This is a genomic window from Sphingomonas sp. (assembly GCF_019635515.1).
Classification (GTDB): Bacteria; Pseudomonadota; Alphaproteobacteria; order Sphingomonadales; family Sphingomonadaceae; genus Sphingomonas.
The window spans coordinates 1,565,407-1,583,572 of the sequence record NZ_JAHBZI010000001.1; the positions used below are offsets into that span (position 1 = coordinate 1,565,407).

Here is an 18,166-nt window from a genome sequence, read left to right on the forward strand (position 1 = left end):
TTACTGGCCGACCTTCCAGCCGTCGGCCGGGTTCACCCATCTGGTCTTCTGGGTCAGCTCCGGACGCGCGACGCCGTCCAGCGTCACCGTCACCGTGCCGTCCGCCGCTTCGGTGCCGCAGCCCATCTTGCCGTCCATCGCGGCGATCGCGCCGGAGACCTGGCCACGCACCGCGCCTGCCATTGCCTCGTTCGCGGCCTGGCCATCCATCTGGATCACGGCCGCTTCGAAATCGCTCCGGCGCACCGGGCCGCACAGCGCGCCGCCCATCACGTGGCCCGGCGAGGTCACGACCATCGTGATCAGCGGCGTCGGCGCGATCATCAGCGTCGTCACCGTTTCGAACGATCCGTCGGTGTTGATCTTGTACGTCGTCAGCCCCATGCAGGTCTTGTTCGCCTCATTGGGCGAGGTGCACTGGACCTTGCCCGCGCGCGCCTCGGCGAGCGGATCGGCGGTCTGGCCGGCTCCGGCGGCGATAATCAGAAGGGCTGCGAGCATCGTGAACTCCTAGAGAATGGCTGCCGCGATCATGCGCCGCGCCGCGGGGAGCGACAAGGGCAATCAGCTCGCCACGGCGTCTTTGCGCACGCGCCGGATGCGCGGCTCGCGATCCATCCCCACCGCTTCCTTGATTTCCTTGCGCATCTTGTCGCGTTCCTCGTGGATCGAAGCGATCACCGGCCCCACGCCGATGCCGAGATCGACCAGCAGCGCCTCGGACAATTGCAGCGAGCTTTCCAGCGTCTCGGGCACCGCGTCGGTCGCCCCGGCCTTGTAGAGCTCGGCGGCGTGGCTCGCGTCGCGGGCGCGGGTGATGATCGGCAGCTTGGGCACCCAGCCGCGCACCCGCCGCGTCAGCCGCACGGTCAGCACCGGATCGTCCATCGTCAGGATCAGCGCGGTGGCGTGGCCGAGGTTGAGCCGGTCGACCAGCTCGGCCCGGGTCACGTCGCCGAACATCACCGTATAGCCCTCCTTGCGGGCCGCCTTGACGTTGTCGACATCGGCGTCGACGCCCAGATAGGGCAGATTGTGGCGCTTGAGCATATCGGCGACGGTGCGCCCGACGCGCCCGAAGCCGATCACCACCGCGCCCGGCCCGGCCTCATCGACCATCACCTCGGCGGGATCGTCCTCGCTCGCCTGGCGCCGCTCGATCAGCCGGGCGATCTGGCGCCCGCCATAGGCCAGCACCGGCGTCGCGGTCAGCCCGATCGCGGTCACCGTCGTCCAGAAGGCGGCGTCCTGCGGCGCGATCAGCCCGGCGGTGGTTGCCACGCCGAGCACGATCAGCGTCGTCTCCGAAGGGCTCGACATCAGCACGCCGGTCTCCGCCGCGGTGCTGACGCGCGATCCGGTGAGCTTGAGCAGCCCCATCGTCACGCCGGCCTTGACCGCCAGCACCATGACGACCGCGCCGAGCAGGGTCGCCCAATTCTCGAACACGAACGCCAGGTCGAGCTGCATGCCGACGGTGATCAGGAACACACCCAGCGCCAGTCCCTTGAACGGCGCGGTGATCGCCTCGACCTCGGTATGATATTCGGTTTCGGCGATCAGCAGCCCCGCGATCAGCGCGCCGACGATCGGCGACAGCCCCGCCGCCGTGGTCGCCAGGCTCGCCGCGATCACCACCAGCAGGCTGGCCGCGAGGAACAGCTCGGGGCTCTTGGTCCGCGCCGCCTGGCCGAACATCCGCGGCAGCAGGAAGCGCCCGCCGATGAACAGGATCGCTACCGTCACCGCTCCGCGCCCGAGCACGCCGATCAGGTTCATCCACCCGGCATCGCCCGCGGCCGGCGCCATCGCGCCGAGCATGAAGATGATCGGCACCAGCGCCAGATCCTCGAACAGCAGCATCGCGAACGCCGCCTTGCCGACCGGGCTCGTCGTCCCCGCGATCGGGATCACCAGCGCGGTCGAGGACAAAGCCAGCGCCAGCCCCATCCCGATGGCGCCGTTGGCGCTCATGCCGGTCAGGTACAGCGCCGCGCCCAGGATCGCCGCCGCGCCGCCCAGTTCGGCCGCGCCGACCCCGAAGACGAGGTTGCGCATCCCCCATAATCGCTTGAACGACAGCTCCAATCCGATCGAGAACAGCAGCAGGATGATGCCGAACTCGGCGAACGGTTCGATCGAATGCGCGTCGGTGATCGTCAGATAGTAGAGCCAGGGATATTGCGGCACGAGCGTGCCGAGCCCGGCGGGACCCACCAATATGCCGACCAGGATGAACCCGATGACCGGGCTGATCCTGAACCGCGCGAAGGCCGGGATCACCAGCCCGGCGGCGCCGAGAATGACTAGCGTATCGCTGAATCCACTGTTCTGAAGGCTGATCATGGCCCATCATAAGCAGGCGGAACCGCGCTTGTCAGGAGGCGATATGGCCAAAACCGAAATTAGCGCGGAAGTCTGTATCGTCGGCGGCGGTCCGGCGGGCATGGTCGCCGGCCTGCTGTTCGCCCGCGCCGGGGTCAAAACCCTGGTGCTGGAGAAGCACAAGGACTTTCTCCGCGATTTCCGCGGCGACACCGTCCACCCCTCCACGCTCAATCTGTTCGACGAGCTGGGGCTGATCGACGCGCTGCTCCAGCGCCCGCACGACAAGGTCGAGGATGTCGAGGCGGTGCTGGGCGGCAGGGCGTACCGGATCGCCGATTTCACGCATCTGCCGGGCCGTGGCAAATTCATCGCGATGATGCCGCAATGGGAGTTTCTCGATTTCGTCGCGGAGCAGGCCAGGCGCTACCCCGCCTTCAGCTTGCGGATGGAGACGGAAGGCGTCGAGGCGATCGAGCGTGGCGGACGCGTGACCGGCGTCCGCACCGCCACCGGCGGGGAGATCGCCGCGAAACTGGTGATCGCCGCCGATGGCCGTGGTTCGAAGCTGCGCGCCGGCCTGCCGCTCCACGATCTCGGCGCGCCGATCGACGTGCTGTGGTTTCGTGTCCCCAAGCCGCGCACCGCCGCCAACGAGACCCAGGGCTATATCTCGGGCGGGGAGATGATCGTCGCCATCGATCGCGGCGATTATTTCCAGTGCGCCCGCGTCATCGAAAAGGGCAGCGCGCCGGCGGTCCTCGCGCGCGGGCTCGACGCGTTTCGCGCCGAGGTCGAGAAGGTCGTGCTCCCGGCGCGGGGGCTGATGCACCAGCTCGCCAGTCTCGATGACGTCAAATTGCTTACCGTCACCCTCGATCGCCTCACGCAATGGTCGCGTCCCGGCCTGCTCGCGATCGGCGACGCCGCGCACGCCATGTCGCCGGTTGGCGGGGTGGGGATCAATCTCGCCGTGCAGGATGCGGTTGCCGCCGCCAATATCCTCGCCGCGCCGATGGCGCTCGGGCGCGATCCCGATCCGCTGCTCGCCAAGGTCCAGGCTCGCCGCGAGTTCCCGGTGCGCGTGATCCAGGCGATCCAGCGCACCGTCCACCGCACCGTGATCCGCGCCGCGCTTCGCGGCAGCGTCCAGAAGGCGCCGTGGATCGTCCGCCTGATCGGCCGCACGCCGCTGCTCCAGCGCATCCCGGCGCGGGTGCTCGGGCTGGGCGTCCGCCGCGAGCATATCCGCTCGCCCAAGGCTTAGGGCGCCCCGAACCCCCACATTGTCACCCCGGACTTGTTTGGTGCTTATCCCGCTCGAACATGTGCGGTTCCCCGGCGAAGGCCGGGGCCCAGTTGGCGGACAGATATTGGCGGGCGCAGCGCTTCGTTACGCCGACCTCGCCACCTGGGCCCCGGCCTTCGCCGGGGAACCACAGGAGACACATGCTCGAATGGGATAAGTACCGACCCGTTCCGGGGCCCACCAAGCGGCACGGTGGATCCCGGAACAAGTCCGGGATGACGCCAGTGGTGATCAATGATCGCTCGTATACACCGCCACGCTCGGCGCCACCGCGTCGAAGCGCACCCACAGCGCGATCGCCAGCCCGAGCACCACCAGCGCCCCCGCTGTTCGCATCGCCCGTGACCGCGCAATCTCCGGCATCAGCGGCAACAGCATCACCGTGCTCAGCCCCAGCGGCACGATCATCACGAACGGCATCCCCGGGCCCACCGCCTGGAACAGCGCATGCCCCAGTGTCAGCATATAGCCCATACCGATCGCAGCCGCGCCCGTCGCCACCCAGCGGCCCGCACCATCCGCCCGCCAGCGCATCGCCGCCGCGCCAACACCCCCGAGCAGCAGCGGAATCTGCAACGGAAACGCCGCGGTCGGCGCCATCGCCTGCGCCACCGCCGCCAGCAACAGGAAGGGCGTGACAGCCCCGGCCAGCACTTGGCTCGCCGGCCGCCGGCCGAGCAGCAGTCCCGCGACCAACGCGGCCGCCGCCACGCACAGCAACGCCGCCTGCGCCTCCAGCCGTGGGATCGCCGCGAGCCGGTCGTAATAATTTGTGGGCCCGTTCGCGATCGAGGCGAAATTGCTGATATAGAGCAGCAGTCCCGCGATCACGAGCAAGGCCAGCCAGATCCCCGCGCCGCGTCCGAACCCGCGCAGCGTCGTCACCCCCAGTCCGGCATAGGCATAGGCGCCCGCCGCGACGATCAGGATCAGCCAGCCGACCCAGGCCGAGTAGGCGAGGAACACCATCCCGAAGAGATCGTAGAATACCCGGTCCGGCGTCTTGCCCGGCAGTTCCGGCGCCGCCAGCAGTGCGCGGGTCAGGTCGAGCGTCTGGCGGCCCATGTCCTGCAACGATCCCTGATCGAGCGCGTCGGGCGTCGCCAGCGGCGAGTGATACAGCCCCGGCCGGCCGATGAACGCGAAGTTGAACCCCGGCACGCCGAGCTTCTGGGCGACGGTATAGTCGGTCGAATTGGGCAGCTTCTTGTAGACGAACGCGCTGAGCGAGGTCGCCACGGGATGCCGCACGGCGCCGCCGAACAGGTCGATCATCGCGCCGTTCTGGTCGCCGGTCTCGAACATCGAGGCCCGCCCGCCGCCGCCGCGCGTCTCGAGATTGACGATCACGCCGACCCGGTCCTTGGCCGGGTTTGTCGCGAAGAATTGCTCGGCGCCTTCGAGCCCCAGTTCCTCACCGTCGGTGAGCAGCACCATCAGGTCGCGCTCTGGCTTCTGTCCGCCCGCAAGGAAGGCACGCACCGTTTCCAGGATCGCCGCCACGCCGGCGGTATCGTCGGCGGCGCCGGGCGATCCCCACACCGAATCGTGATGCGCCATCAGCAGCACCGCCGGCTTGGTCGAATCCAGCCCGGGCAGCGTCGCCAGCAGATTGACCGCCTGCGCATCCGCCGGGCTGCCCCGCCATTTGTCGAGCCGCTCCTTGGCCTTGGCGCTGATCGGCGCGGTCGTGGTGGTGACCGTCATCCCCAGCGATCGCAGCCGCTTGATCAGGTAGTCGCGCACCCGCGCATTCTCCGGCGTGCCGGTCGGATGCGGCGCCTTGGCGATCTCGCGGACATCGGCCATCGCCCGTCCGGCGGAGAAGTCGGTCGCCGGCGCGTCGGCCGGGGCGGGGGAGGGCGTCGTCGTCGCGAACACCGCCAGCAGGATCGCGCCCACGCCCGCGACAGCCAAATGCATCCAGCTCTTCATGAAGCCCTCTCCCCTTTGGCCATGAGCCTAACGGGCAGGGTGACCTGCTTGCAATGCAGGATTTCAACTGCTTGGACGCAGCCGTCCGGCAGCGCCGGCCGCTCTTTGAAATCTCCTGTCCGAAAACGGCCATGGTCAGTGCGAACGTCAGGTAACATTCGCGCCGCACAAACAAAAAGGGCGGCCCCGGGGCCGCCCTTTCCGTCATTGGTTTGCGGCTTAGCCCCAGGTCGCCATCTCGGCTTCGAGGTTGACGCGGATCTGTTCGAAGAACTGCTCCGTCGTCATCCAGGCCTGTTCCGGGCCGATCAGCAGCGCCAGATCCTTGGTCATGTGGCCCGCCTCGACGGTCTCGATGCAGACGCGCTCGAGCGTTTCGGCGAACTTGGTCACGTCCGGTGTGCCATCGAATTTGCCGCGGAACGACAGACCCTGCGTCCAGGCGAAGATCGAAGCGATCGGGTTGGTCGAGGTCGACTTGCCCTGCTGGTGCATGCGGTAATGGCGCGTCACGGTGCCGTGCGCCGCTTCCGCTTCGATGGTCTTGCCGTCGGGGGTCATCAGCACCGAAGTCATGAGGCCCAGCGAACCGAAGCCTTGTGCGACGGTGTCCGACTGGACGTCGCCGTCGTAATTCTTGCAGGCCCAGACGAACTTGCCGCTCCACTTGAGCGCCGATGCGACCATGTCGTCGATCAGGCGATGCTCGTAAACGATGCCGGCCGCCTTGAACTTGTCGGCGAATTCCTGGTCGAACACTTCCTGGAACAGATCCTTGAACCGGCCGTCATAGGCCTTGAGGATGGTGTTCTTGGTCGAAAGATACAGCGGCCAGCCGCGGTCGAGCGCATAGTTCATGCTCGCCTTGGCGAAATCGCGGATCGAATCGTCGAGATTGTACATGCCCATCGCGACGCCCGAGCTCTGGAAGTCGAACACTTCCTTTTCGATCTTCTCGCCATTCTCGCCGTCCCAGATCATGCGCAGCTTGCCGGGGCCGGGGACGCGGAAATCGGTCGCGCGATATTGATCGCCGAACGCGTGACGGCCGACGACGATCGGGTCGGTCCAGCCCGGGACGAGCCTCGGCACGTTCTTGATGACGATCGGCTCGCGGAAGATGGTGCCGCCCAGGATGTTGCGGATCGTGCCGTTCGGCGACTTCCACATCTGCTTCAGGCCGAATTCCTCGACGCGGGCCTCGTCCGGGGTGATCGTCGCGCACTTCACGCCTACGCCATATTGCTGAATCGCCTTGGCGCAGTCGATCGTGATCTGGTCGTCGGTCTCGTCGCGCTTCTCGACCGAGAGGTCGTAATATTTGAGGTCGATATCGAGATAGGGAAGGATCAGCCGCTCGCGGATCCACTGCCAGATGATCCGCGTCATTTCGTCGCCGTCGATCTCGACGACGGGGGTTACGACCTTGATCTTCGCCATTGCTCGCTAGTTCCTCATGAATGGGGGTTGGCGAGCGTCTAGGAGTATGAAGCCCGGGGATCAACCATCCCCGGCCCGATCAGTCCCTCCAGGCCCACCAAAGCTGTGCCGGGGGGATGTTCACCCATTCCATGGCGTGATCGATCCGCGGGAAATAGGGCGCGAAGAAGTTCCGCACCTTGGGATTATATTGATAGACCAGGAAGGCGCCGCCGGGGCGGATCACTTCGCTGGTCGCCTTGGCGATAGCGTCGCCCACGCCGGCGGGCAGGGTCGAGAAGGGCAGGCCCGAGGCGATATAGTCGGCATGGTCGAAGCCGTGATCCTTGACGATCTGCTTCACGTCCGCCGCCGAGCCCAGCACCGCCGAAAAGCGCGAATCGATGATCGTGGCGTTGAGATAGGCGATGAAATCCGGATTGGTGTCGATCACGACGAGCTTGGCGTCGGACGCCAGCCGCTCGAGAATCGGCCGGGTGAAGGTGCCGACGCCGGGCCCATATTCGACGAACAGCTTGCACTGCTCGAAATCGACCTTGCTCAGCATGTGACGGACGAGCCGCTGCGACGAGGAGGCGATCGCGCCGACCATCACCGGATGCTTGAAGAACCCCTTGAGGAACATCATCGCCGGAGAAGGCAGGCCGGCGGCGCGGCGGCGGCTACGGCGCTCGGCTGCGGTCGATGCGGGCATGGTATAGATCTTCTCGCGATAATTTCGGGGGCGGCGATGCGCCCTGCGCAAAAACGAACGAACATTCAAGGCTTGAGGTTCATTTCATGCGGTTTACGCGGCGGAAAGCCCTTCGCGTTCGCGGCGGAAGCCAGCGGGCGAACAACGTACAGGGCTGGATAAGCATATCCCCGTCTAGGAAAGCCCGGGCTGCCGGGCTAGAGGCGAGGCATGGCATCCCTCGACAAGCCGCCGCTCGGCACCACGACCGTCAAATGGCGTTTCCCGGAAATCCATCCGGAAGGCCGCAAATATGTGGCGATCGCCGCCGCTATCGCCTTCGCGTTCCTGTTCATCTGGGATTTCATCGTCTGGCCGCTGGTGTTCCTCACCCTCGGTGTCGCGGCGTTCTTCCGCGATCCGGTGCGCGTGACGCCGCAGGGCGAGGGGCTGATCGTCTCGCCCGCCGACGGGCTGATCACGATGATCGAACGCGTCGAACTGCCGCCCGAACTGCGCGGCCCGCAGGCGCTGGGCGACAAGCCGATGATCCGGGTCTCGGTGTTCATGAGCGTGTTCGACGTCCATGTGAACCGCACGCCCGTCACCGGCACGATCAAGCATGTCATCTATATCAGCGGTAAGTTCATGAACGCCGATTTCGACAAGGCCAGCGAAGAGAATGAGCGCCAGCATTTCGTGGTCGAGGACAAGAACGGGGTCCGCTTCGGCTTCACCCAGATCGCCGGGCTGGTCGCGCGCCGCATCGTCGCCTTCGTCAAGGCGGGTGACATGGTCGTGGCCGGGCAGCGTATCGGCCTGATCCGCTTCGGCAGCCGCGTCGATGTGTTCCTGCCCGAAGGCTATGGCTGCGCCGTCGCGCTCGGCCAGCGCGCCATCGCCGGCGAGACGATCCTCGCCAGGCGCGGCATATCCGATATGGCCGGCGTCTCGCAGTGAGGCCGGCGCGGGTCCGGCGTGTGCGCCCGCCCCGGGTCCGGCGCGGGATACCGCTTCGCGCCATCGCTCCCAATGTCGTCACGGCGCTCGCATTGTGTTCGGGGCTGACCGCGATCCGCTTCGCGATGGACGCGAAGTGGGAACAGGCGGTGCTGATGGTGCTGATCGCCGGGTTGCTTGACGGGATCGATGGCAAGGTCGCCCGCCTTGTGCGCGGCGAGAGCCGCTTCGGCGCTGAACTGGACAGTCTGTCGGACGCGATCGCGTTCGGCGTCGCACCGGCGCTGATCCTCTATCTCTGGTCACTCCACCATCTCGGCAATTTCGGCTGGATGGTCGCGCTGGTCCATGCACTGTTCTGCGTGCTGCGCCTCGCGCGTTTCAATGCCGGGATCGACAATGAAGATCAGCCGCACAAATCGGCGGGCTTCCTGACCGGCGTTCCCGCACCGGCTGGTGCGATCCTGGCGCTCGCGCCGCTCTATCTTTGGCTATCGACCGCCGAGCCACATCTCGACCAGCCTTATATCGTCGCGCCGTGGAGCCTGATGGTCGCGCTGCTGATGATCTCGAGCCTGGCGACCTATGCGCCCGCGATCCGCCTCAAGCAGCGTATCCGCTTCGAAGTGCTGGTGATCCTCGCGGCTGCGGTGGCGGCGCTGGTCGCCGCGCCATGGCCTACGCTGGCGGGCATCGCGTTGCTCTATCTGGCGACGATCCCGTTCAGCATTCGCAGCTATCGGCGGATCAGGCTGCAGCGCGCAGCGGCATCCGCAGCGGCATCCGCGCCGGAACCCGGCAGGCAGTAACGCGCGAGACGCGCATCGGCAGTTCGGGAACCGCGACCGGGGCAATCAGGCTGCGATAGCGATGAAGCTGGGGACGGACGCTCGCATACAGCGTCCAGACCGCCGCGGCGAAGGCCGTAGCAAATAGCAGCATGGTGAAAATTGCGCTCATCGACCCGGTTCCCCTTCTTGCTTGCCCAAGTGGCGGGATTCCAGTGGTTCAGAATTGCTCCGACCCGTTCAGGTTCCCTGTCCGCCTTCTGAACCCTTTATGTTCCGTTGATGTTCTCATGTCAAGCGATGTTCTCGCATCGTTCTCACTTGCATCGGCAGGCATTCCCGGCTAACGGCGCGCCCTCAACCCCACATGGGAAGCAACATAACCCGGTGCCGGAGCCTCTCCGGTCACTCGCTTCCCAGAGGATCAACCGGAAGGATATATCCCTATGGCGGCTCCTGTCGTCTCCATGCAGCAATTGCTCGAATCGGGCGCGCATTTCGGCCACCAGACGCATCGCTGGAACCCGAAGATGAAGCCCTACATCTTTGGCGACCGCAACGGCGTCCATATCATTGATCTGTCGCAGACCGTTCCGCTCTTCGCGCGCGCCCTCGAGTTCGTGAACTCGACCGTGGCCGCCGGGGGCAAGGTTCTCTTCGTCGGCACCAAGCGCCAAGCGCAGGAGCCGATCGCCGAGGCCGCGCGCCGTTCGGGCCAGCACTTCGTCAACCATCGCTGGCTGGGCGGCATGCTCACCAACTGGAAGACCATCTCGGGCTCGATCAAGCGCCTCAAGACGCTCGAAGAGCAGCTTTCGGGCGAGACCCACGGCCTCACCAAGAAGGAAGTGCTCAACCTGACCCGCGAGCGCGACAAGCTCGAGCTTTCGCTCGGCGGCATCCGCGACATGGGCGGTGTTCCCGACATCATGTTCGTGATCGACGCGAACAAGGAAGAGCTGGCGATCAAGGAAGCCAACACGCTCGGCATTCCCGTCGTCGCGATCCTCGATTCGAACGTCTCGCCCGATGGCATCGCGTTCCCGGTTCCGGCGAATGACGACGCCAGCCGCGCGATCCGCCTCTACTGCGAAGCCGTGGCGATCGCCGCGACCCGCGGCGGTCAGGACGCGATGGCCCGCAGCGGCCGCGATCTCGGCGCGCAGGAAGTCGCGCCCGTCGAGGAAGCCATCCAGGCGCCCGTCGCCGCGCCGGCCGCTGAGGAGGCTCCCGCCGCCGACGCTCCGGTCGTGACCGCGGAAGAGTTCGAAGCGCCTGCCGCTGCCGCCGAGCCGGAAGCGCCCGCGGCTTCGACCGAGCCGGAAACGGCTGTCGAAGGCGAGCGTCAGATCGACGCGTAAGCGTCGTCACGCACCTGTAATCGGGGCGGGGCAGGGCGTTACGCACTGCTCCGCCCGACCAGTTTTGAAAATCTGAGGAATTAGACATGGCAGAGATCACCGCAGCAGCCGTCAAGGAACTGCGCGAGCGCTCGGGCGCCGGCATGATGGATTGCAAGAAGGCGCTCACCGAAACCAATGGCGACATCGAAGCGGCCAGCGATTGGCTGCGCTCGAAGGGCCTCGCCGCCGCCGCCAAGAAGTCGAGCCGCACCGCTGCTGAAGGCCTGGTCGGCGTCGCCGTCGCTGGCACCAAGGGTGTTGCCGTCGAGGTCAACTCGCAGACCGATTTCGTCGCCAAGAACGAGATCTTCCAGAATTTCGTTCGCGAAGTCACTGCCATCGCGCTCGAAAAGGGCGACGATGTCGAGGCGCTCAAGGCTACTTCGATGGCAGCCGGCGGCACCGTCGACGAAGTCCTTGTCGCCAACATCGCGACCATCGGCGAGAACCAGGTTCTCCGCCGCGCCAAGGCCGTTGCGGTCAGCAACGGCGCGGTGATCCCGTATGTCCACAACGCCGCGGCCCCGGGTCTCGGCAAGATCGGCGTGCTCGTCGCGCTCGAATCGGACGCGGGCGTCGATGTGCTCGAGCCGCTCGGCAAGCAGATCGCGATGCACATCGCGGCCGCGTTCCCGCTGGCGCTGACCGTTGACGATCTCGACGCCGAAGTCGTCGAGCGCGAGGCTGCGATCCTGCGCGAGAAGAACGCCGAGAAGATCGTCGGCAAGAGCGCCGAAGTGGCCGAGAAGATCCTCAACGGCCCGATCGAGAAGTTCAAGAAAGAGAACGCGCTGATGACCCAGGCGTTCGTCATGGACGGCAAGACTCCGGTCGCTGACGTGATCGCCAAGGCCGGCAAGGATGCCGGCGCGACGATCACCCTCAAGGACTATGTCCGCTTCCAGCTCGGTGAAGGCATCGAGAAGGAAGAGAGCGACTTCGCCGCCGAAGTGGCCGCGACGGCCGGCCTGACCAAGTAAACGAATGTGCCGGGGCTCGCCCCGGGATATTGTCGAACACGCGAGCGGCGGGAGGAAACTCCCGCCGTTCCGCGTTTGGGATCAGGCCGCGTCGAACGCCAGCGTGTAGGTATAGCTGCGATACGGCGTCTCGGCGCCAGCGGGTGCCTTGGCGCGGTGACGGACCAGGATCAGGTACGTACCGGCATCTTGCGGCGTGAGCGTGAAGCCGCCCGTGGGGTCGCTCCTTGTTTCGCCCGCGACCTTCTTGCCGTCATAGACGCCGGCGGCGCGGAATAAGGTGATCTCGGTGTTCGCCAGCGGTTTGCCATCGAACAGCAATAGGAAGCGCGCGCTTTCGCCAGCGGTGATCGAATTGGGATGGGTGATGGCCTGAATCTCGAGCGCGCCACCCAGCGGCTTGAGCGCGGCGTCATTCGCGGCGCCGCGCGTCACATAGGCATCGGCCAGCGTCATGCTCTGGACCTTGACCAGTGAAGCGCCTTCGGGCGCCTTGGCGCCGTCTTCGCCCTGGATGATCCATTTGCCGCCGTCATTGTACATCGTCCCCATCCGTCCGGCGCGCTGGCCGGTGCTGATCCGATAGGTGCCGTCCATCTTGGTGTCGGCCTCGAAAATCGCGAGATCGCGCAGATAGGTGACGGGGCCGACGTCGCCGCGGGTGCCGTCGGGGCGGATGAGGTGAAAGGGCGCGTCGCGCATTGCGACCTCGGGAACGAACGCGTCTTCCGCAAAGCTTGCCGAGACCGTCACATGGTCGCCCTTGCCAAGGTCGAACATGGTCGGCAGCACATAGGGCATGTGCGCGCTGGCGACGCCGGCGATGACGAGCGACGCACTTGCGGCAAAGGCGGCGGCGCGCTTCAGGATTGATTGCATGTGAATACCCCGAGATTTGTCCAGTGGAGCTTTATAGAGCTATTGCGACTTACTCGCAACTAATGCCTGTCGGGCCGGGCTGACTTCCGCGCGCTGTCAGGCTCTTGCGTAGCGGCCGCAAAGCTGGTCTTGGCTTGTTCCTGCGGGCGGGCTCCTCTAGGGTCCGCGCCGCTCGCTTATTCCCGGTAGCCAAGGCCAAAATGACCGCTCCCCGTTTCAAACGAATCCTGCTCAAGCTTTCGGGCGAGGTGCTGATGGGCGAAGGCGGCCTGTCGATCGACCCCGACGTGATCGCTCGCGTCGCCGACGAGATCGCGGCGGTTCGCGCCGATGGCTATGAGCTGTGCGTGGTGGTCGGCGGCGGCAATATATTCCGCGGCATATCGGGTGCGGCGCGCGGCATGGATCGCGCGACCGGCGATTATATGGGCATGCTCGCCACGGTGATGAACGCGCTGGCGGTGCAGAACGCGCTGGAGAAGATCGGCGTCGAGACCCGTGTGCAATCCGCGATCCCGATGGCCAGCGTTTGCGAGCCCTTCATCCGCCGCCGCGCCGAGCGCCATCTCGAGAAGGGCCGAATCGTGATCTTCGCCGCCGGCGTCGGCAGCCCGTTCTTCACCACCGATTCCGGCGCCGCGCTCCGCGCCGCCGAGATGAAGTGCGACGCCCTGTTCAAGGGCACCTCAGTGGATGGCGTCTACGATGCCGATCCCAAGAAGGTGGCTACGGCGAAGCGTTACGAAACGGTGAGTTACGATACGGTTCTGTCGGATAATCTGAAGGTCATGGATGCGTCGGCCGTGGCGCTGTGCCGCGACAACAATATCCCGATCGTCGTCTTCAACATCCGCGAGCGCGGCAATCTGGCCCGCGTGCTCAAGGGCGAAGCCACCGCGACGATAGTTCAGGCCGCCTGAAGGCAGCCGCATAGGAGAGAATATGCCCGCTTACGAAAAGGCCGATATCGAGCGCCGTATGGCTGGCGCGGTCGAATCGCTGAAGCATGATCTGCAGGGCCTGCGCACGGGCCGTGCCTCGGTGACCCTGCTCGATCCGGTCAATGTCGAGGTCTATGGCGCACACATGCCGCTCAACCAGGTCGCGACGGTCTCGGCGCCGGAGCCGCGGATGCTGTCGGTGCAGGTCTGGGACAAGTCGAATGTCGGTCCGGTCGAAAAGGCGATCCGCTCGGCGGGTCTTGGCCTCAACCCGATCACCGATGGCCAGACGCTGCGCCTGCCGATTCCCGATCTGACCGAGGAGCGCCGCAAGGAACTCGCCAAGCTCGCCAGCCAATATGCTGAAAAGGCGCGCATCGCGGTCCGCAATGTGCGCCGCGACGGCAATGACAGTCTTAAGACCGACGAGAAGAAGGGCGTGTTCGCCGAGGATGAGCGCAAGCGCCACGAGAATGAGGTGCAGAAGCTCACCGACGCGACGATCGCCGATATCGACGCGGTGACCGCCGCCAAGGAAAAGGAAATCATGGGCAAGTGAGCCCCGGCGGTTCGCCCCTATCCTATTGTCGTCGTCCCGGCGAAAGCCGGGACCCAGAACCAAGAGCGGTGTCGCTTGTTACCCTGGGTCCCGGCTTTCGCCGGGATGACGCGTTTGGATTGAGCGCCTGAGCATGGCGGCCAAGCCCGCTCCAGCAGCGCCCGTCGCGCCGCCTCGCCACGTCGCCATCATTATGGATGGTAATGGCCGCTGGGCGAAGAAGCGGTTTCTGCCGCGCATTGCCGGGCACAAGCAGGGCGTTGAGGCCGTTCGCCGCATTGCCCGCGCCGCCCGAACGCTCGGTATCGAGGTGCTGACGCTCTACGCCTTCTCGTCGGAGAATTGGCGCCGCCCGGAAGAGGAGGTCCGTGATCTGATGGGCCTGCTTCGCCATTTCCTGGCGAGCGAGCTCGACGAACTGGTCTCCGAAGGCGTGAAGCTTCGCGTGATCGGCGACTGGCGCAAGCTCTCGCCCGATCTGGTCGGCATGATCGAGGGCGCCATCGCGCGTACCGCGAGCAATCCGGGGCCGACGCTGGCGATCGCGCTCAACTACGGTGCGCAGGCCGAGCTTGCCACGGCCGCCCGCCAGCTCGCCGAGCAGGCCAGGGCCGGGACGCTGGACCCCGCGAGCATCGATGAAGCCGCGCTGGAGAATGCGCTCGACACCGGCGATCTCCCGCCGCTTGACCTGTTGATCCGCACCTCGGGCGAGCAGCGGCTGTCCAACTTCCTGCTGTGGCAGGCGGCCTATGCCGAATTCCTGTTCGTCGACACGCTGTGGCCCGATTTCGACGAGGAAGCGCTCCGCGATGCGCTCGACGTGTTCGGCAAACGTCAGCGCCGGTTCGGCGGCCTGTGAGCAAGGGCTCCGATCTCGGCACGCGCTTCGGCGTGGCGATGCTGCTGATCGCCGGGGCGGGCTTCGCGCTCTATTGGGGCGGCACGGTATTCTGGCTGGTGCTGGTCGTGGCGGCGCTGCTGATGATGAGCGAATGGTGCGAGCTTGCCGGCGCGGAGCTCAAGCAGATCCGCACATCGCAATACGCCCTCTCGGTGCCGCTGGCGGCGATGTGCCCGTTCGCGCTGGCACCGGCCGGGCTCGAACTGGGCCTGATCGGCGCGGCGTTTTTCTTCCTCGGCGCCGTCACCAGGAATTTCAGGCTGGCGCTCGGGATCCTCTATATCGGGTTGCCGGTCCTCGCCCTGATCGTGTTGCGCGATCAACCGCAAGGGTTGCTGGTCACGTTCTGGGCGATGGGGCTGGTCTGGGCTGCTGACAGCGCCGCCTATTTCGCCGGCCGTGCGATCGGCGGACCCAAGCTGGCGCCCGCGATCAGCCCCAAAAAGACCTGGTCGGGGTTCATTGGCGGCTTGCTCGGTGCGACGGTCGGCGCGTTCGGGCTTGCCTGGCTGTTCGGTCTCCCGATCCAGCTGGCCTATGTCACGCCCTTGCTCGCGATCCTCTCGGTGCTGGGCGATCTCTATGAGAGCAATCTCAAGCGCCAGGCGGGTGTGAAGGATTCGGGCAAAGTGCTGCCGGGTCATGGCGGCCTGCTCGACCGGCTCGACGGACTGGTGTTCGTGGCGCCGCCCGCCGCGCTGCTGGTGCTGGCGCTCACCTGATGAAGCGCGTGACGATATTGGGCGCGACCGGCTCGGTCGGTACGTCGACGCTCGACCTGATCGAGCGTGCGCCCGAGCAGTTCGAAGTCGTCGCGCTCACCGCCAATTGCGACGTGGCCAGGCTCGCCGCAGCCGCGATCCGGACCAGGGCGAAGCTCGCCGTCGTTGCCGATCCGGATTGCCTGCCGCCACTCCGGGAGGCGTTGTCCGGCTCGGACGTCGAGGCAAGGGCAGGGCCCGACGCCGTCTGCGAAGCCGCCCGCATGAACGCCGATTGGACCATGGCCGCGATCGTCGGCGCCGCCGGTCTGAAGCCAGTGATGGCGGCGCTGGAAGCGGGCGGGACCGTTGCGCTCGCCAACAAGGAGGCGCTGGTCTCGGCGGGCGACGTCATGACCGCCGCCGCCCGCGCTGCGGGGACGACGCTGCTTCCGGTCGATTCGGAACACAATGCGGTGTTCCAATGCCTCGACCGCACCGCACCCGAGCGCGTCCGCCGTATCGTCCTCACCGCTAGCGGCGGTCCGTTCCGCACCACTTCGCTGGAAGCGATGCGCACGATCACACCGGCCCAGGCGGTCGCGCACCCCAATTGGTCGATGGGCGCCAAGATCTCAGTCGATTCGGCGACGCTGATGAACAAGGGGCTCGAGCTGATCGAGGCGTTTCATCTGTTCCCGGTCAGTGCCGGCCAGCTCGACGTGCTCGTGCACCCGCAGTCGGTCGTCCATTCGATGGTCGAATATGTCGATGGCTCGACGCTCGCTCAGCTCGGTCCGCCCGATATGCGCGTGCCGATCGCCTATGCGCTGGCCTGGCCGGAACGGATGGAGACGCCGTGCGAGCGGCTCGACCTCGCGGCGATCGGTAGGCTCGACTTCGAGGCGCCTGATTATGTCCGTTTTCCCGCGCTGAAGCTTGCCCGCGAAGCGCTGGCCGCCGGCGGCGCCCGCCCGGCCATCCTCAACGCGGCCAACGAGGTCGCGGTCGCGGCCTTCCTTGCCGGTGCCGTCAAGTTTCTTGAAATTGCCGCAATCGTTTCCGATACGCTTGCCCGCTACGATCCCGCAGCCCCGGAAAGCCTCGATGCCGTGCTGGCGATCGACGCGGAGGCGAGGGCGCGGGCGGCCGAGCGTGTAAAGGACTGCGTCGTTTGATCGAAAATCCCGGCATCCTTCTCACGATCCTGGCATTCGCGCTCGTGATCGGGCCACTCGTTTTCCTGCACGAGATGGGACATTACCTCGCGGGGCGCTGGTTCGGCGTGAAGGCCGACGAGTTCGCGATCGGATTCGGCCGTGAGGTCGCCGGTTTCACCGACAGGCGCGGCACCCGCTGGAAGTTCGGCTGGCTGCCGCTGGGTGGCTATGTCCGCTTCGCGGGCGACATGAATCCCGCCAGCCAGCCTTCGCCCGAATGGCTGTCGCTACCGGCGCACGAGCGCGCGCAGACCTTCCAGTCCAAGCCGCTGTGGCAGCGGGCGATCATCGTCGCCGCCGGGCCCATAGCCAATTTCGTCATCGCGATCCTGATCCTTGCCGCGTTCGCCTTTGCCTATGGCGACAATCGCACCCCCAGCACCGTCGGTATCGTGCTGGAGGGAAGCGCCGCCGCGCAGGCAGGGTTGCAGCAAGGCGATCGCATCGTTTCGTTGGGCGGGCGCTCGGTCGAGACCTATCGCGATCTCGCCAAATACACCCAGCTTCGCCCCGATGAGGCGGTTCATATCCAGTATGAACGGGCGGGTGTGTTGCGCGAGGCCGATACCGTCATTGGCGTGCGCACGGAAAAGGATCGCTTCGGAAACATCTTCAAGATCGGCCAGCTTGGCGTCGGCCCGTCCGATCCGGTGCTGACGCCGGTAGGACTGCTCGAAGCACCGCTCGTCGGACTGCGGACGACGCGCGATATCGTCCAGATGACGATTGACGGCCTCGGTCAGATCATCACCGGCCGCCGTTCGATCACCGAGCTTGGCGGTCCGCTCAAGATCGCGCAGGTCTCGGGTGAGCGTCTCGCAATGGGACCCGGCGAGTTTGTGTTCCTGATCGCGCTGGTTTCCATTAATCTCGGATTCATCAACCTGTTGCCAGTCCCGGTGCTGGATGGCGGTCACCTGCTGTTCTACGCAGTCGAGGCCGTCCGGCGGAAACCGGCCGAGCCGCAGGTAATGGAATGGGCGTTTCGCGGCGGCCTCATCGCAATTCTCGCGCTGATGCTGTTCGTCACGCTCAACGATCTGGGAGCTTTTGGCGTCTGGAAAAATCTGGCCGGGTTGATCGGCTGATGCGGTTAGGGCAGGGCGGTACGATGCCCGGTTGCCGACCGGTTAATTTGAATTCCGACTG

The 18,166-nt window shown here is 65.9% G+C and carries 17 protein-coding genes; 11 read left to right on the top strand and 6 right to left on the bottom strand.

What is annotated here, in order from left to right; translation table 11 throughout:
* Both KF730_RS07845 and KF730_RS07850 read right to left on the bottom strand, forming a co-directional pair.
* A complete protein-coding gene (locus KF730_RS07845; protein WP_294093607.1) occupies positions 1–501 on the bottom strand; it encodes a hypothetical protein in 501 nt (166 codons plus the stop codon).
* 63 nt (positions 502–564) lie between these two features.
* Positions 565–2,346 (bottom strand): cation:proton antiporter, encoded by a 1,782-nt coding sequence (locus KF730_RS07850; protein WP_294093609.1) that lies wholly within the window; start codon positions 2,344–2,346, stop codon positions 565–567.
* 43 nt (positions 2,347–2,389) lie between these two features.
* Here KF730_RS07850 and KF730_RS07855 point away from each other — a divergent pair, with 43 nt between their 5' ends.
* Positions 2,390–3,592, top strand: a complete 1,203-nt coding sequence (locus KF730_RS07855; RefSeq protein ID WP_294093611.1) for an FAD-dependent oxidoreductase — start codon at positions 2,390–2,392, stop codon at positions 3,590–3,592.
* A gap of 273 nt (positions 3,593–3,865) precedes the next feature.
* Here the strand turns inward: KF730_RS07855 and KF730_RS07860 are convergent, their stop codons facing one another.
* From KF730_RS07860 to KF730_RS07870, 3 genes are all read right to left on the bottom strand, one after another.
* A complete protein-coding gene (locus KF730_RS07860; RefSeq protein WP_294093613.1) occupies positions 3,866–5,569 on the bottom strand; it encodes a M20/M25/M40 family metallo-hydrolase in 1,704 nt (567 codons plus the stop codon).
* A 219-nt stretch (positions 5,570–5,788) separates the two neighbouring features.
* Entirely contained in the window at positions 5,789–7,009 is a 1,221-nt protein-coding gene (locus tag KF730_RS07865; RefSeq protein WP_294093615.1) for an NADP-dependent isocitrate dehydrogenase, read from the bottom strand.
* 79 nt (positions 7,010–7,088) lie between these two features.
* A complete protein-coding gene (locus KF730_RS07870) occupies positions 7,089–7,703 on the bottom strand; it encodes a methyltransferase (protein WP_294093617.1) in 615 nt (204 codons plus the stop codon).
* 210 nt (positions 7,704–7,913) lie between these two features.
* On the opposite strand from KF730_RS07870, the gene KF730_RS07875 reads away from it, so the two are divergent.
* The 4 genes from KF730_RS07875 (at position 7,914) to tsf (ending at position 11,813) form a co-directional block, all read left to right on the top strand.
* Entirely contained in the window at positions 7,914–8,642 is a 729-nt protein-coding gene (locus KF730_RS07875) for a phosphatidylserine decarboxylase (RefSeq protein WP_294093619.1), read from the top strand.
* A gap of 20 nt (positions 8,643–8,662) precedes the next feature.
* Positions 8,663–9,451: a phosphatidylcholine/phosphatidylserine synthase gene (locus KF730_RS07880; protein WP_294093621.1), complete on the top strand. Its 789-nt coding sequence runs from the start codon at positions 8,663–8,665 to the stop codon at positions 9,449–9,451.
* 425 nt (positions 9,452–9,876) lie between these two features.
* Positions 9,877–10,791, top strand: coding sequence for a 30S ribosomal protein S2 (rpsB, locus tag KF730_RS07885; RefSeq protein ID WP_294093623.1), 915 nt, complete (start codon positions 9,877–9,879; stop codon positions 10,789–10,791).
* An 86-nt stretch (positions 10,792–10,877) separates the two neighbouring features.
* A complete protein-coding gene (gene tsf, locus KF730_RS07890) occupies positions 10,878–11,813 on the top strand; it encodes a translation elongation factor Ts (protein ID WP_294093624.1) in 936 nt (311 codons plus the stop codon).
* 81 nt (positions 11,814–11,894) lie between these two features.
* On the opposite strand, the gene KF730_RS07895 is transcribed toward tsf, so the two are convergent.
* The gene (locus KF730_RS07895; protein ID WP_294093626.1) at positions 11,895–12,692 is read right to left on the bottom strand and encodes a DUF4198 domain-containing protein; all 798 of its coding nucleotides are present in this window, start codon (positions 12,690–12,692) and stop codon (positions 11,895–11,897) included.
* Positions 12,693–12,892: 200 nt separating this feature from the next.
* Between KF730_RS07895 and pyrH the strand changes: the two genes are divergently transcribed.
* The 6 genes from pyrH to KF730_RS07925 all read left to right on the top strand — a co-directional run bounded on the left by pyrH (position 12,893) and on the right by KF730_RS07925 (position 18,105).
* On the top strand, positions 12,893–13,612 hold the full coding sequence (gene pyrH / locus KF730_RS07900) for a UMP kinase (RefSeq protein ID WP_294093628.1): 720 nt from the start codon (positions 12,893–12,895) through the stop codon (positions 13,610–13,612).
* 22 nt (positions 13,613–13,634) lie between these two features.
* On the top strand, positions 13,635–14,192 hold the full coding sequence (frr, locus tag KF730_RS07905; RefSeq protein ID WP_294093629.1) for a ribosome recycling factor: 558 nt from the start codon (positions 13,635–13,637) through the stop codon (positions 14,190–14,192).
* Positions 14,193–14,325: 133 nt separating this feature from the next.
* Positions 14,326–15,054 carry an isoprenyl transferase gene (locus KF730_RS07910; RefSeq protein WP_294093630.1) on the top strand — a complete coding sequence of 243 codons (729 nt, stop codon included), beginning with the start codon at positions 14,326–14,328 and terminating at the stop codon, positions 15,052–15,054.
* Positions 15,051–15,818: a phosphatidate cytidylyltransferase gene (locus KF730_RS07915; protein WP_294093632.1), complete on the top strand. Its 768-nt coding sequence runs from the start codon at positions 15,051–15,053 to the stop codon at positions 15,816–15,818. Before KF730_RS07910 ends, KF730_RS07915 begins: the two co-directional genes overlap by 4 nt.
* Positions 15,818–16,975 (top strand): 1-deoxy-D-xylulose-5-phosphate reductoisomerase, encoded by a 1,158-nt coding sequence (locus KF730_RS07920; protein WP_294093635.1) that lies wholly within the window; start codon positions 15,818–15,820, stop codon positions 16,973–16,975. Before KF730_RS07915 ends, KF730_RS07920 begins: the two co-directional genes overlap by 1 nt.
* The gene (locus KF730_RS07925) at positions 16,972–18,105 is read left to right on the top strand and encodes a M50 family metallopeptidase (protein WP_294093636.1); all 1,134 of its coding nucleotides are present in this window, start codon (positions 16,972–16,974) and stop codon (positions 18,103–18,105) included. Before KF730_RS07920 ends, KF730_RS07925 begins: the two co-directional genes overlap by 4 nt.
* Positions 18,106–18,166 lie beyond the last annotated feature (61 nt).